At 60.2% G+C, this 13,696-nt stretch carries 14 protein-coding genes and 1 tRNA gene; 10 read left to right on the top strand and 5 right to left on the bottom strand.

Annotated elements, in window-relative coordinates:
* The first annotated feature begins 69 nt into the window (after positions 1 to 69).
* Complete coding sequence (locus MKZ91_RS05610; protein WP_336168872.1) at positions 70 to 582, top strand: BA14K family protein; 513 nt, start codon at positions 70 to 72, stop codon at positions 580 to 582.
* Between the two features lie 251 nt (positions 583 to 833).
* The gene (locus MKZ91_RS05615) at positions 834 to 1,727 is read left to right on the top strand and encodes an alpha/beta fold hydrolase (RefSeq protein WP_336168874.1); all 894 of its coding nucleotides are present in this window, start codon (positions 834 to 836) and stop codon (positions 1,725 to 1,727) included.
* Positions 1,728 to 1,893: 166 nt separating this feature from the next.
* Here the strand turns inward: MKZ91_RS05615 and MKZ91_RS05620 are convergent, their stop codons facing one another.
* The 3 genes from MKZ91_RS05620 to MKZ91_RS05630 all read right to left on the bottom strand — a co-directional run bounded on the left by MKZ91_RS05620 (position 1,894) and on the right by MKZ91_RS05630 (position 6,048).
* Positions 1,894 to 2,955, bottom strand: a complete 1,062-nt coding sequence (locus MKZ91_RS05620; protein WP_336168875.1) for a porin — start codon at positions 2,953 to 2,955, stop codon at positions 1,894 to 1,896.
* A 664-nt stretch (positions 2,956 to 3,619) separates the two neighbouring features.
* Positions 3,620 to 3,709: transfer RNA gene (locus MKZ91_RS05625), tRNA-Ser, on the bottom strand.
* Between the two features lie 188 nt (positions 3,710 to 3,897).
* Positions 3,898 to 6,048: a caspase family protein gene (locus MKZ91_RS05630; RefSeq protein WP_336168876.1), complete on the bottom strand. Its 2,151-nt coding sequence runs from the start codon at positions 6,046 to 6,048 to the stop codon at positions 3,898 to 3,900.
* 376 nt (positions 6,049 to 6,424) lie between these two features.
* Here MKZ91_RS05630 and MKZ91_RS05635 point away from each other — a divergent pair, with 376 nt between their 5' ends.
* From MKZ91_RS05635 to MKZ91_RS05645, 3 genes are all read left to right on the top strand, one after another.
* On the top strand, positions 6,425 to 6,781 hold the full coding sequence (locus MKZ91_RS05635) for a hypothetical protein (protein ID WP_336168877.1): 357 nt from the start codon (positions 6,425 to 6,427) through the stop codon (positions 6,779 to 6,781).
* A 210-nt stretch (positions 6,782 to 6,991) separates the two neighbouring features.
* A complete protein-coding gene (locus tag MKZ91_RS05640) occupies positions 6,992 to 7,369 on the top strand; it encodes a PilZ domain-containing protein (protein WP_336168881.1) in 378 nt (125 codons plus the stop codon).
* Positions 7,370 to 7,494: 125 nt separating this feature from the next.
* A complete protein-coding gene (locus MKZ91_RS05645; protein ID WP_336168883.1) occupies positions 7,495 to 8,610 on the top strand; it encodes a pyridoxal phosphate-dependent aminotransferase in 1,116 nt (371 codons plus the stop codon).
* A gap of 75 nt (positions 8,611 to 8,685) precedes the next feature.
* Here the strand turns inward: MKZ91_RS05645 and MKZ91_RS05650 are convergent, their stop codons facing one another.
* Positions 8,686 to 8,952 carry a sel1 repeat family protein gene (locus tag MKZ91_RS05650; RefSeq protein WP_336168885.1) on the bottom strand — a complete coding sequence of 89 codons (267 nt, stop codon included), beginning with the start codon at positions 8,950 to 8,952 and terminating at the stop codon, positions 8,686 to 8,688.
* Positions 8,953 to 9,547: 595 nt separating this feature from the next.
* On the opposite strand from MKZ91_RS05650, the gene MKZ91_RS05655 reads away from it, so the two are divergent.
* From MKZ91_RS05655 to MKZ91_RS05675, 5 genes are all read left to right on the top strand, one after another.
* Positions 9,548 to 9,889 (top strand): DUF2147 domain-containing protein, encoded by a 342-nt coding sequence (locus MKZ91_RS05655; RefSeq protein ID WP_336168887.1) that lies wholly within the window; start codon positions 9,548 to 9,550, stop codon positions 9,887 to 9,889.
* Positions 9,890 to 10,178: 289 nt separating this feature from the next.
* On the top strand, positions 10,179 to 10,352 hold the full coding sequence (locus tag MKZ91_RS05660; protein ID WP_093232134.1) for a hypothetical protein: 174 nt from the start codon (positions 10,179 to 10,181) through the stop codon (positions 10,350 to 10,352).
* A gap of 83 nt (positions 10,353 to 10,435) precedes the next feature.
* Positions 10,436 to 10,612 (top strand): hypothetical protein, encoded by a 177-nt coding sequence (locus MKZ91_RS05665; protein WP_336169414.1) that lies wholly within the window; start codon positions 10,436 to 10,438, stop codon positions 10,610 to 10,612.
* Positions 10,613 to 10,752: 140 nt separating this feature from the next.
* On the top strand, positions 10,753 to 11,073 hold the full coding sequence (locus MKZ91_RS05670) for a YnfA family protein (RefSeq protein WP_336168889.1): 321 nt from the start codon (positions 10,753 to 10,755) through the stop codon (positions 11,071 to 11,073).
* Positions 11,074 to 11,156: 83 nt separating this feature from the next.
* Positions 11,157 to 12,659: an AMP nucleosidase gene (locus MKZ91_RS05675; protein WP_336168891.1), complete on the top strand. Its 1,503-nt coding sequence runs from the start codon at positions 11,157 to 11,159 to the stop codon at positions 12,657 to 12,659.
* A 44-nt stretch (positions 12,660 to 12,703) separates the two neighbouring features.
* Here the strand turns inward: MKZ91_RS05675 and MKZ91_RS05680 are convergent, their stop codons facing one another.
* Entirely contained in the window at positions 12,704 to 13,657 is a 954-nt protein-coding gene (locus tag MKZ91_RS05680) for a lysylphosphatidylglycerol synthase domain-containing protein (protein ID WP_336168893.1), read from the bottom strand.
* Positions 13,658 to 13,696 lie beyond the last annotated feature (39 nt).

A 13,696-nucleotide genomic window follows, 5' to 3' on the forward strand; every position in this document is an offset into this window, starting at 1 on the left:
GGCACAAACGATCATCTCAACCATTTCCTTTTCGAGGTTCGATTGTTCCGGAAGGAAATGGTGAACACAATGAAGACGTTGACAGTTCTTGCCCTGTCGATCGTGACGGCAATCAGCGGTGTTGCGCCGGCCAATGCATTTCCGATCGCTCCACAGGTCGCGTTTCAGACGACCTCTCGCGCCACCGATGTCCAACGCGTGCAGTTCCCCTACGAGCGTGGGGAAGCGCGAAAAAGTCGTCCGGGCTGCGGTCTGCCTTATTGCGGTCGCGGGCGAGGTTACTACCGGGATCGTGATCGCCGCTATCGAGACGGGTACTACCGCGATGGCTACTATCGCGACCGCTATCGGCGGTACTATCGCGACGACGACAACGACGTCGGCGCCTTTATCGGCGGATTGGCAGCAGGCGCGATTGTCGGCGGCCTGTTGAGCCAACCCAGATACTATAATCAGCCGCGAGTGGTCGGCGGCAGCGCACATACGCGTTGGTGCTATGCGCGCTATCGATCCTATCGGGCGTGGGACAATAGCTACCAGCCATATAGCGGCTCAAGAAGGCAATGCTATTCGCCCTACTGACGAGACTTCCTGCGCGCGTCGATGCTGACGCTTCTCAGTTCGCCAAACCTTGCTGAGGGAAAGGCCCTCCGTCCCCTCACCATCCGATTGGTGCGCGCGCAAAGCGATTAGTGGACACCGCGGATGCCGGGTCGTGAAATGAACGCGACCGTCAACGCACCCGAGCGCAGCCTTGCCCTTTCTCCGTCAATGGCTACCATTTCCCCGTCGAAGACCACCATTCACAAGAGTTACTGCGCGGAAGGGCGAGGATGGATCAGGATGAGTATCGCGAGCATCGTTTCCAGGGAAGCGACGGCTTGACGCTTTACGCCCGAAGCTACGGGCCTGAAATTCATCCGGCGGCGGCGACACCGATTGTCTGCCTGCCTGGCCTGACACGCAATGGCCGTGATTTTCACGATCTTGCCCGTTTCCTCGCCTCGGCCGCCGGTGGTGGGTCACCCGTGATAGCGCTGGATTATCGCGGGCGAGGAAACTCAGGTCGCGACGAGGACAAGAGCCACTATACGATTGCCGTCGAAACATCCGATGTGATCGCGGCCTGCGCCTATTTCACCATCGACAAGGCAATCTTCATCGGCACGTCCCGCGGAGGATTGATCCTGCACCACTTGGTCGGGCTTGCCCCTGGCTTGATCGCGGGTGTCGTGCTCAACGATATTGGACCGGTCATTGAAGTCGGCGGCTTGCTGGCCATACGGGACTATCTCAATGCAGCAGACGGACCTAAGAGCTGGACTGAGGCGCCTGGCTACTTGAAGGCCATCCATGGCCGAGACTTTCCAGCACTTGGCGAATTCGACTGGCTGCAAATGGTGCGGGCCATCTATCGTGACGAGGATGGTGTTCCGGTTGCGGATTTTGATCCGGCAATAGCCCGACAGCTGCTGGGACTGACAGCCGAAACGGCCCTTCCCGATCTTTGGCCCCAGTTCGATGCCTTGGCTCAGTTCCCGCTCCTGGTCATTCGCGGCGAACACTCACGCCTTCTCACGGAGGCAACGGTGCGTGAGATGCGCGGCCGGCACGCCGGAGTGTTGGCGAGCACGGCAACCGGCCAGGGGCATGCACCGCTGCTGCACCTCGATGGCCCAAGGCAGGCGATCACCGCTTTTGTCAACGGCATCACAAGCAAACGCTGAGCTGCAGCCGACTTAATCAAAGACGCAGGCGTAAACCGGATCGAGCGCAAGCGGACTGCCTTCATCACCAAGGCACATGCCCCGCCGCTATGTGACGCGCCTTCCGAAAACGAAAAAGCCCGGCTCGAAAGCCGGGCTTCTCTCTTCTGACCGAGGTCAGATGATATTAGAAGTCGCGCTGCAGGCGGACGAAGCCGAATACTTCGTCGTCGCTGTTGTCAGCATCGCTGTACTGAACCGATACGCGGGTAGCCAGGCCTTCGGTGATCTTGTAGTCAACCGTTACGCCAGCCTGCCATGCGTCGTCGCCACCGAAGTCGGTGAACGTGTCCTGCAGGCTGCCGAAGTACTGAACGCCGGGGGTGATAGCGAGCTTCTCGGTAGCGTTCCAGCGGTACGAAGCTGCAACGGACCACTCGGAAGCAGCCCAGTAGGTGTTCGGGTTCGAAGCCCAGATACCAGCGATCTGGAATACGCCCGGACCGACGTCAGCCGAGAGCAGAGCGCGGAGTGCGCCTTCTTCCCATTCGGTGTCGTAGCCACCGAGCAGGTCGAACGAAACGCCGCCGAACGAAGCCGAAACGATACCGGAAACGCCAATGCCGTTAGCCTTGGTGGACCAGCCTTCCAGCTCGTCAACCGAGAGACCAGCCTGGAACGAACCACCGTCGTAGATGTAGGCGATCGAGTTGAACTCGGTGACGTTGCCGAGCGAGTCGGTTTCGCCGTTCAGGCCCTTATCCCACCAGTTGTAGAAGAAACCAGCCTTCAGGCCGCCGAGCTGGATGTAGGCTTCATCGACGTCGATGAAGTCGCTGTCGCCTTCGTCGGTGTCGTTGTCAGCGTTGAATTCAGCAGCGAAGAAGCCGGTGAGCGTGCCGTACTCGGTGTCGCTCTTGGCGTCGAACGAGATGTAAGCGCGCGAGAAGGCATCCCAGTCAGACGTGGAGTAGTTCGGACCGCCGTTGTCGAGGAAGTCATGATCCGCCTGGTTGTAACGGCTCTGCGAGGCGTTATCACCGAACGAAGTCTGGAAACGGATGAAGCCGCCGATCTTGAGGCAGGTTTCGGTGCCCGGGATGTAGAAGTAGCCAGTGCCGAAAGCGTCGCAAACGCGAACGTATTCCATGGGCTCCGGCTCGGCTGCGACGATTGCGTCGGCTGCCTGTGCGCCGGAGACTGCTGCGAGAGCAGCAGCGGAGCCGAGAAGAAGGCTCTTGATGTTCATTTCTGACCTCCAGTCAAAAGTTTCAAACGGGTCTGGGTATTTTGCTGAAGGACAGCGTTCCCTGCCCCATCCCCAACGTTCAAGAAGTCGGACGATCAACCGCCCTTGCTTCCGGAGTTGAAAATACAAGACCGGATCATCGGCGCAACGTCCAACTGGCGAGATCATGTCCTTTGCATCGCCCTTCGCCGGACCCTGTTGCTGAAACGACACAAAATCGCCTCAGACCCCCGAAGAAAATTAACAAAGCATTAAGAAAATCCTTTGCCAGCAGGGGTTTAGCATATGGGGAAAACCCATAGCCTGTTCCAGAAAGAGGCAGAAAGCAGCCCAAAATGCGGGAATCCGGGGCGACAGCCGGCAACTTCATCCCGGCGATGCGCTGCCAAATTCGCGTTCACCCCGAGGAATGAGAACAGGATCGGGCGCAAGCGACCGAAAGAATCATCAGAATCAACGGTGAGATTCGCCCATCGATGGCGCGCTCCTGATTCTGCAGGACGGATTCCCGCAGTCCCAACTCGAAGCAGGGCGCATGACCAGCGAGACCAAGCTGCGCCCGTCTCGTGCAATCGCAATGTTCAATTCAGGATTTGGGAAAAATTGCCGGCCGCTCGGAAAACGAGCCATGCCGTCGAGATAACATGCTGTCGGTGTGCAAGGGTGGCGGAGAAGAAGGGATTCGAACCCTCGATACCGTTTCCGGTATACTCCCTTAGCAGGGGAGCGCCTTCGACCACTCGGCCACCTCTCCGTTAGCGCCTGACTAGTGTCAGTCCGCAGCCAATGCAAGATTTTTTTGTCGGTTTCCGGCAATTCCCCTCATTTTCGTGTTGGAGACATCGAAGTCGAGTGCACTTGCGGGCGCCCATGCCCTTCGCCAACCCAAACAAAAGCGCCGGGAGTTGCCGGCGCCCTTGATCTCAGCGGATGTGACTGCGCTTATGATTTGCGCGCGAGACGCTCGATCGCCTGCTGGGTAGCGGCGCCGAAGTCGCCGTCGATCGGGCCACTATAGTAACCACGATCCTTAAGCAGGCTCTGCATCTCCTTGCGGAAGGCCGGCGTGAAGTTGTTCGGCTGTGCCTTCAGTTCCTCCAGCTTGGCCGGGTCGCCACCTTCGACGCTTGCGGCGGCCCAGCGAACTGCTTCCTTCGCATCTGCCTTGGTTCCGAGACCATAGTCATAAAGACGGCTGAGATTGCCCATGGCATAGGCACTACCGGCATTTGCCGCCATTTCGTACCAGGTGCGCGCCTGCGCATAGTCCTGGGGGACGCCGTTGCCGATGTCATAGAACCAGCCGAGCAGCGCCATCGAATAGGAATCACCGATATTGGCCGCTTTCTCGTACCAGACCTTAGCTTCCGGATAGTTCTGCTCGGTGCCGAGCCCATTCTGGTAAGCCCAGCCAAGCGACGACATCGCGTTCGCATCGCCGCCTTCGGCCGCTTTCTTGTACCAGGAGAGCGATTGCACCAGATCCTTTGGCAGCCCCAGGCCTTCACGATAGAACCAGCCCATCGTCGCCATGGCATTGGCATAGCCCTGGTCGGCCGCCAGCCGGTACCATCTGGCGGCCTCGCTATAGTCCTGTGGAATGCCGCCGTATCCCTCGCGGTAGAGCCAGCCGAGCGAAGCCTGGCCATAGGCGTTGCCGGCATTGGCCGCCTGCTCGAACATGCGCTTGCCCTGATCCACATCCACAGGACCGTCTGTCCCATAAATGGAGAACCAGGCGAGATTCGTCAGGGCGTACATGTTCCCGCCCTCGGCCGCCTTCTGATAATTGCGCCGCGCATCGACATAGTTGCGGCCGGCATCCTGTGCCCGTCCGAGCATATTGACGAGCATCATGTCGTCAGGGTTCTCGTTGACCGCCTGTGCACAGGCCGTCAGCGCCCGCTCGGCGTCGAGCTTCAGGAAATTGACGCCGAGGAAGCCAGGCATCGACTGCGGTTCGCCGGCAAGCAGATAGCAGTCGCGCGACGCCTGCGTGTCCTTGCCGGTCGGCGAAACGTTGAGACCCTTCTGCGGCTCGAGTGCCGCGATCTGCTGCTCGGCCTCGGCCTTGTGCTTGCTGTCGGGATAACGCTCGATGAAGCGGGTTAGGGCGGCCGCATCGGTCGACTGCTTCAGCGCCTCCCAGGCAATCTCATCCGGTGTCACGCTCGATGTCTGCTCGGCTTCGGTCAGAAGCTTCAGCTTCTTCTCGGCAAGCATCCTATAGACCGGGTCCGAACCGTGCTTGGCCAGGAAGGCGGTCAGCAGATCCTTGTCGGCCAGATCGCGAATGTTCTGCCAGTCGGCTGCGGCTGCCGACTGGCTGTTGGGCGAGAGCTGCTCGCCGTTGGTGATGCTGATGTTCACCTCTTTGATATTGAGGAAGATCTGGGCGCCGCCGAGCGAACCGTAGACGAAGGGTTCCTGACCGCGATTGGTCACCGACACCACCTCGTCACGCACCTTCCCAAGCGCGATTCGGACGTCGACCCCGGGCTCCGTCAGGTATTTGGCGAGTGCCGTGGCAAAGGGACTGTTCCGGCCCTCGCCATCGAGCGCCACCGTGCCTGCCTTTGAGGCGAAGGCCACGAGCAGGTCGGCCGATTCCGGTTCGACGCGGGCCAGGCCACGCGAGACCGCTCTCGTCGAGATCGAGCGTGTCATGCTCTGTTCAAAGGGATTGTTGCGGCAGGCATCGAGAATGACGAGCTTGAGCTTGGTTGCGCCTTCGAGCGACCGTTGGACACGGTCGAGGCCAATCGCCTCGTCTTCTACATCCTTGTCCGTCTTCAGTTGCACATCGACAGGAAGCAGAAAGTTCTCGCCATTCATCTCCATCCCGTGGCCGGAATAATAGACAATGGCGACATCGGCTCCCGTGGCGAGGTCTTCGAAGTCGCGCAACGCCTTGACCATGTCCTGGCGGCTGACATCGTGAACCGTCGTGACCGAATCGAAGCCGGCCTCTTCGAAGGAAGCCTTCATCAATTCGACGTCGTTGGCCGGATTGTTGAGCTTCGTCGTTGCTTCATATTGCTCGTTGCCGATCAGCAAAGCGACGCGCTTGGCCGCCCATGCCCCACCCGACATCGCCGCCGTCCATACCATGCATATAATGACGAGCGGCAGCCACCGCCGCAAATGCCCCATAAACATGCCTTTCCCTCCGGCATCGCGTCATCCCGCGCACTGGCGTGGTTTAAATGACGACGACGCCCTCACCCGTTGCCCTCGGACGCGCCACATGCCGCGCATCCGGTCATGCCTGACGAAAGTATTACGTATGAGATGGGGGCTTTCAATGTGGGCGGGCGCCATATTTTATCAACGCCGAACATGCGCCCGCGCAAGGCAGAAGCAAGTCATCCTCCTTAGCTCAATCATCCTGTCGGTGCGGCGATCGATTCCTGTTCCGGAATAGGCTCTGCTGCAGGTCACGAAGAACAGCGCATTCCCGGAGCTTGCCATGTCCATGAAGATGCATGTCGCCGAAGCGAAGCCCGGGCAGTTGGCGACAACCTACCAGCATTTTTTCATCGAGCGCCCCTGCCGGATCCTGGTCATCGGCCAGCACCTGAAGGCAAAGACCAAATATCAGTGCCTCTTGCGCCACATCTCGATTGCCGGCGCGATGCTCGATTTCAACGCAGCGATCCTGATACCCAAACACTTCTTCCTGGAAATCGAGGGTTTCAAGGAAGAGATCGGCTGTTCGCAGGTCCATCGCGAAGGCGCCGAACTGGGTGTGCGGTTCAACATGCTGCTTTCGCCAGACTTCCTGCGGCGGCTGATCCGCATGCAATTTTCCAGCGGCGGCATCTGATCCGCTATTGAGACGTTGCTGAATACGCTACCGACATTAGATTTTTAGTGATTGATTTCAGGGGATTGCAAGTTTCTCCGGCGAAACTGATTCTGGCATTGGTGGAAATTGCCCACGATGCGATGTGGGACAAATGAATTGTCCGGGGTCGAGAGGACGCGTTCAGCAACTGTTCGCGCCGCGCGATCCGGCACTGGCGGAGAATGACGCATGCAGAACCAGACAATGTATTCCTGCGTCCCCTCGCCTTTCTACGAGCGGCGCTATGAGCGATTCTCCATCGGGCATGCGGGCACGCTGACTGCCGTGCAGCCGGGTCTCGGCAGCGTCTCAGTAAGATCTTGCCGGATGATCGACATCTCGCGTGGCGGCGCCAGCTTTGCGGTGGACACCAGCATCGGCCTGCCGCAACACTATTATCTGCATATCGTCGGTACGTCGCTCAGGATCGGCTGCGCCGAGGTCTATCGCAACGGCGAGCGCATCGGCGTCCAGTTCATCAAGCCGATCGAGCAAACCTTGCTGCGCGAGATCATAAGGCAGGAATTCTTTACCGGTCAGGTCAAGAACGCGAAGCCTCGACCGTAGGCCAGGACCGAGACGAAACGAAGGGCAATGCAATTCCGGCAGCTTTTCGTGTCGGGATGATTCCGAATTGCCAAAGCATGCGATAAGTTCCCCGACACTTCATTCGAACGGGGCCCTTATTCAGCATGTCCGCATTTTCTCGCTTCACGCCGCTCATCCAGTCTCTCCCGTCAACCATCCCCTTCGTCGGCCCGGAGGCGATCGAGCGCCAACGGGGGCGCGCCATCGCCGCCCGCATCGGCGCCAATGAAAGCGGTTTCGGCCCGGCCAAAAGTGTCCTAACGGCGATCTCGGAAGCGGCGAGCGGAACGTGGAAGTATGCAGACCCGGAAAACCACGACCTGAAGCAGGCCCTTGCCGCGCATCTCGGCACCGCCCCTGAAAATATCGCGATCGGCGAAGGCATCGACGGGTTGCTTGGCCAGATCGTCCGGATGGTGATCGAGCCGGGAATGCCGGTGGTCACGTCCCTCGGCGCCTACCCCACCTTCAACTATCATGTCGTCGGTCACGGCGGTCGGCTGGTGACGGTACCCTATGCCGGCGATCGCGAAGACCTCGACGGCCTGCTTCAGGCGGTCAAGCGCGAGAACGCTCCGCTGGTCTACTTCGCCAATCCGGACAATCCCATGGGAAGTTGGTGGACGGCCGACCGTATCGTCGACTTCGCCAAGGCCCTGCCGGAAACCACGCTTTTCATTCTGGACGAGGCCTATAGTGAAACGGCACCGACCGAAGCCCTGCCTGCCATCGAGGCGCTGATCGATCGGCCGAACGTGGTGCGCACGCGCACGTTCTCGAAGGCCTACGGGCTGGCCGGCTCACGTGTCGGCTACGTCGTGACAACGCCGGGCACCGCCCAAGCCTTCGACAAGATCCGCAACCATTTCGGCATGAACCGGATCGGCGTCGCTGCTGCGATCGCGGCATTGGCGGATCAGGATTATCTGAAAGAGGTGACGACAAAGATCGCGGCGTCCCGCCAGCGAATAGCGACAATCGCCACGGATTGCGGCCTGTCGCCTCTTGCATCCGCCACAAATTTCGTCGCAATCGACTGCGGCAAGGATGCGGTCTACGCCCGCGCCATCGTCGATACCTTGATGAGCGACCATGGCATATTCATCCGCATGCCGGGAGTCGCGCCCCTCAATCGCTGCATTCGGGTCAGCACTGGACCGGAAGCGGAGATGGCCCTCTTCGAAAGGGCTTTGCCAGAGGTCCTAAAGAAGCTGGCTTGATCCAGTCCTTCAGGCTCCGGCCATTCGCCATCGGCAATAGGCGGCTGTCCCTTCGGGCTGCCGCCGCCCTAACCGTCAATGGATCGTCATCCACTCGCGCGCCGCACGAAGGGCTGCGGCGAGGTCCGACTTGCTCATCGTCATCGCCAGATCGGCGCGCAGGTCGACGGCGCGGTCGCAACCCTTGATCGCTGCAATGTTCAGCCACTTGTGGGCGGCGACCAGATCGACCGGGCGTCCGTGGCCGGTCGCATAGGCGAGCCCCATGTCACAAAAGACTTCCGCCTGGTTTTCACCACCCATCGCGGCATCCGAAGCAATCTGCATATCAAAGCGTGCCATTGTCTTTTCCCTGTCTTGCCTGGTTGGTTTTTCCGAAGCGGCCCGCCCTTTGCGAGCGGGCCATGCTCCAGATCAGCACTTGTTTTTTGGTCCCTGTTCGACCTTGCCTCTTTGCGGGCCTTTCCGAAGCGCGCCATCTTTTGCGGCGTCATCTTCGGTGGTTTTCGGAGCGTTTTTTCTCCGCTCGTCTTATGGCTCCACTATGCAGCAGGGCTTTCAATGCGCGCTTAAAATGCATGATTAATTTGCGACAAACAAAGTTCAAACGGTTGGTAAACTTGAGTTTTTGTTAAACATCGGAAGGCCGGAAATCCGGCGCATTTGCTTCAAAATTTACGAAATATTCAACCGGCGATTTCAACCAAACGCTAACCACGAAACAATCGACGCCGGCGAAGCACGCGCAATTCCTTGTGCAAGAGCCGCTCAAAACCAGCCAGGAGAAAGCCGAAAAAGCCGCTATTTGGCTTGTTTACCTTTACGTGCGCGTAAGCTATCGTGCGCGCGGCGGTGAGGAGACTGCCTTTTCATACGAGGACATCTAGAGCTGTCGGCGGAGCGGACCACGCCGGCAGCCTCGATCTGGAGGATTATCATGCTACGTACCCTGCTCATCACCGCGACGCTGGCATTCGGCATTGCAGGAACAGCCGCGGCAGCAGAGCCGATCGTCGGCAACTGGAAGACGGCGAGCGGTGCTACCGCCGAAATTGCTCCTTGCGGCGGCGCCTTCTGCGTGACCCTGAAGTCTGGCAAACATGCGGGCAAGCGCATCGGCAACCTCTCAGGCACCGACGGCAGCTATTCGGGCGAAATCACCGATCCCGAAACCGACAAGACCTATAGCGGCTCGGGAGCCGTCAACGGCGATTCGCTGAAGATGAAGGGCTGCGTCCTGAAGGTGCTGTGCAAATCGCAGACCTGGACGCGCCTCTGAGACACGTTTCTGGCAAACAAAAAGGGCGGCCTCGGGTCGCCCTTTTTGTTTGCCAGGGTCGCCGGCAGCCTTGCGCCAACCGAGGCATCCGACGGCATGACCGGAGGCACTATCCTTGTCCCTGGAGGTCCAGATCGGCCGTCGCGACTTTCGCCCCTACCGCGACACTTGCCAGCAGCACAACCGAAGATGAACGGCAGATGAACGAGCATCTCAGCAACAATTCAGTTTGGGTATGCGAAAACACGCTCAATCGATTTGAACCTGCCTCCAAACAACGGACAGAACCATGGATATCCTTGCTCGGCGCCTCACCATCATCAGCCTTCTGATGGTTGTTTTCGCTGTGACACTCGCCGCAGCAGTCAGCGCCGACACCGAACGTCGCCGCACCAACACCTATCTGGGTTCGCTGACGGACTGCACCGCACACACGGCGCAATACTGCCAGGCGAAGCTCTAACGAACGTAACGAACGCGTGGGGCGGCTTGCGTCCCGCTCCTGATTGAAACCGATCACAGTGGTGATCTGACGGAGAGACGAACATGCTGGCCGCTCTTTCGACATCTGCGTTTCTATCGCTGCGCGTTTTGGCCCTCGCCAGCCTGCTGATGGCTCCGGTCGGCGCGCTTGCCTACACCAAGGCGAGCGCCTCCGGGATCGGCAAGCAGGGCGCCGGCCTCGTCCTGTTCGTGACCCTCCAGCGCCAATCGATGACCTGACCGACCGTCGGCAGCGGGAAGAACCGCTCCGGGCCGACACGAGGGGGCGCAACGCGCCGCTTTGTTGTACCCGGCTTGCACGACAGATCGCTTTCCTGTCCTCTTGCCACAAGGAATCGCTCAATCAGGTCCGCGTCAGCATGCCCGCCTATCTCGTCTATGCCCTCGCCGCGCTCGCCGAAATCGCCGGCTGCTTTGCCTTCTGGGCATGGCTGAAGCTCGACAAGTCCATCGTCTGGCTTGTTCCGGGCATCGCCTGCCTGGCGCTCTTCGCCTGGCTGCTCACCCTCATCGAAAGCCCCGCCGCCGGCCGTGCCTACGCCGCCTATGGCGGGGTCTACATTGCCGCCTCGCTCATCTGGCTGTGGCTTGCCGAAGGCGTGAGGCCCGACCGCTGGGATCTGGCCGGCATGACGGTCGTACTCGTCGGCAGCGCCATCATTCTTGCCGGCCCGCGTTGAACCGCCTGCACGGGATCGCCAATCGGTTGTGAGCGCAGGCATCTTGTCGTTTGCTTGTCAGATGCCGCAGCCTATAATGCGACATGAACAAGCGAATCTCTTCACACTCCGTCCTTTCCGTCGCAACGCCTGAGCCTTTCGAGCCGCAGTATTTCGATGATCCGGTCGCTGCGGTCGATTGCCTCGAGGCGCTTTACGAGCGCAACACCCGGTTCCTCTGCGACGCCTTCGAGGGCCTGGGCAAGACCGACGAGCCTCTGACCCGCTATCGTGCCTGCTACCCGCAAGTCAGCATCGAGACGAGCAGCTTCGGTCACGTCGATTCCCGTCTATCCTTTGGCTATGTCAGTGCGCCCGGCGTCTACACGACCACGATCACCCGGCCGAAGCTTTTCCGGCACTATCTGAAGGAGCAACTCGGGCATCTGATAAGGAACCACGGCCTCGGCGTTACCGTCTCGGAATCGGCCACCCCTATTCCGCTGCACTTTGCCTTTGGCGAAGGTGCCCATGTGGAAGCGTCGGCCGCCAGCACGATCGACATTCCGCTGCGCGACCTGTTCGATGCGCCCGACCTGACGACGACGGATGACGAGATCGCCAACGGCTCCTACGAGCCGGGTCCGGGCGAGCCCTCGCCGCTTGCCCCCTTCACCGCCCAGCGCATCGACTATTCGCTGGCGCGCCTCAGCCACTACACGGCAACGAGCGCGACGCATTTCCAGAACTTCGTGCTCTTTACCAATTACCAGTTCTACATCGACGAGTTCTGTGCCTGGGCGCGCCAGCAGATGGCGGAGGGCGGCAACGGCTACACCGCCTTCGTCGAACCCGGCAACATCATCACACCCGCCGGCGCCGACAAGCCCGAGACCGACTTCACCCTCGCCCGGCTGCCGCAGATGCCGGCCTATCACCTGAAGAAGAAGGGCCATGGCGGCATCACCATGGTCAATATCGGTGTCGGCCCCTCGAACGCCAAGACGATCACGGACCATATCGCGGTTCTGCGGCCACATGTCTGGCTGATGCTCGGCCATTGCGCCGGCCTTCGCAACAGCCAACGGCTTGGCGACTACGTGCTCGCGCACGCCTACATGCGCGAGGACCACGTTCTCGATGACGACCTGCCGGTGTGGATCCCGCTGCCGGCTCTCGCCGAGGTGCAGGTGGCGCTGCAGGATGCCGTCGCCGAAGTCACCGGGTATCGCGACTATGATCTCAAACAGATCATGCGCACCGGTACCGTCGCCACCATCGACAACCGGAACTGGGAGCTTCGCGACCAGCGTGGCCCGGTCAAGCGGTTGTCGCAGGCGCGCGCCATCGCGCTCGATATGGAATCGGCGACGATCGCGGCCAACGGCTTCCGCTTCCGCGTACCGTATGGCACGCTGCTTTGCGTGTCGGACAAGCCGCTGCACGGCGAACTGAAGCTGCCCGGCATGGCGACAGCCTTCTACAAAACGCAGGTCAGCCAGCATCTGAAGATCGGCATTCTGGCGCTGCAGAAGCTCGCGGCCATGCCGCCGGAGAAGCTGCATTCGCGCAAGCTCAGAAGCTTCTACGAAACGTCGTTCCAGTAAGGCACGGAAAATCCGGGCGGAAGCGTATTGCCATGCTTCCTGGCTTAATGCTTCCGCCCGATTGCCATCGACAACAGCGTGCCCGCCACGGCGGAAACTATGATCAGCAGATGGGCGTTGACGCCCGCAGCGGCAAGCTGCTCAAGCCCTTCGCGTCCTGCCGAGGCGCCAAAGGAAACAGCACCGGCGGCAATCGCCGCTGGATAGGTGCCGACGCCCGCGGGCGCGTGCATCGGCAGCACCGAGGAAAGCTCGCCGCCAAGCGCACCGCCGAAACAGGCGGAAAGCGGCGCAACCCCCATGAAGGCCAGCACCCAGGCAAGAACGATCACCTTGACCGCCCAGTTGAGGATGGTCATCCCCCAGGCGCGCAGGAAGGCGATGACATCGACCGGAAGACCGGCTTCCAGTTCGTCGACGATCGCATCGAGGCTGGTCGGCAGGAGCCGGCGCGCCAACGCAATTGCGCGGCCCTTCAGAAGAAAGAAGAGAAGCGGCGAGACGAAGGCTGCAAACCACAGGGTCCAGAGCGCGATCGAGCCCCTGCCAATCACGAGCCCGACCGCGGCAACGACGAGAAGCGCATGCAGGTCAAGCAGACGCATCACGAGCAGCGCCGCCGTGCCGCGCGCGAGCGGGACCGAAAACTCCGAACGCATCAACAGCGGAAAGCTCGTCTCGCCGGCTCTGAAAGGCAGCATGATGTTGAGGAGATTGTGAACCTGCGTGACACGAAACAGCGGCAGGAACTGGCCTGCCGTCTCGCGCGGAAAGTAATCGTAGATTCGGTAGCAGCGAATGAAGTAGGTCGCGACAAGCAGTGCCAGGGCCAAGAAGGCAATGCCGAATCCGATCTCAGACCATTGCCTCAGCAGCGTCGACCAACCCCAGAACCATTCGACAAAGGCGGCGTAAGCGAATATCGCACTCGCCGACAGCAAGGTCATCCGGTTGCGGGCGAACCAGGAACGCCGGTCGGACTCGCAATCCGGTGTCATCAGATGTCGATTTCCCGTGTTGAAACGAAAGAATGAACG

Origin of the sequence: Ensifer sp. MJa1 (assembly GCF_037026475.1) — a bacterium.
GTDB lineage: Bacteria > Pseudomonadota > Alphaproteobacteria > Rhizobiales > Rhizobiaceae > Ensifer.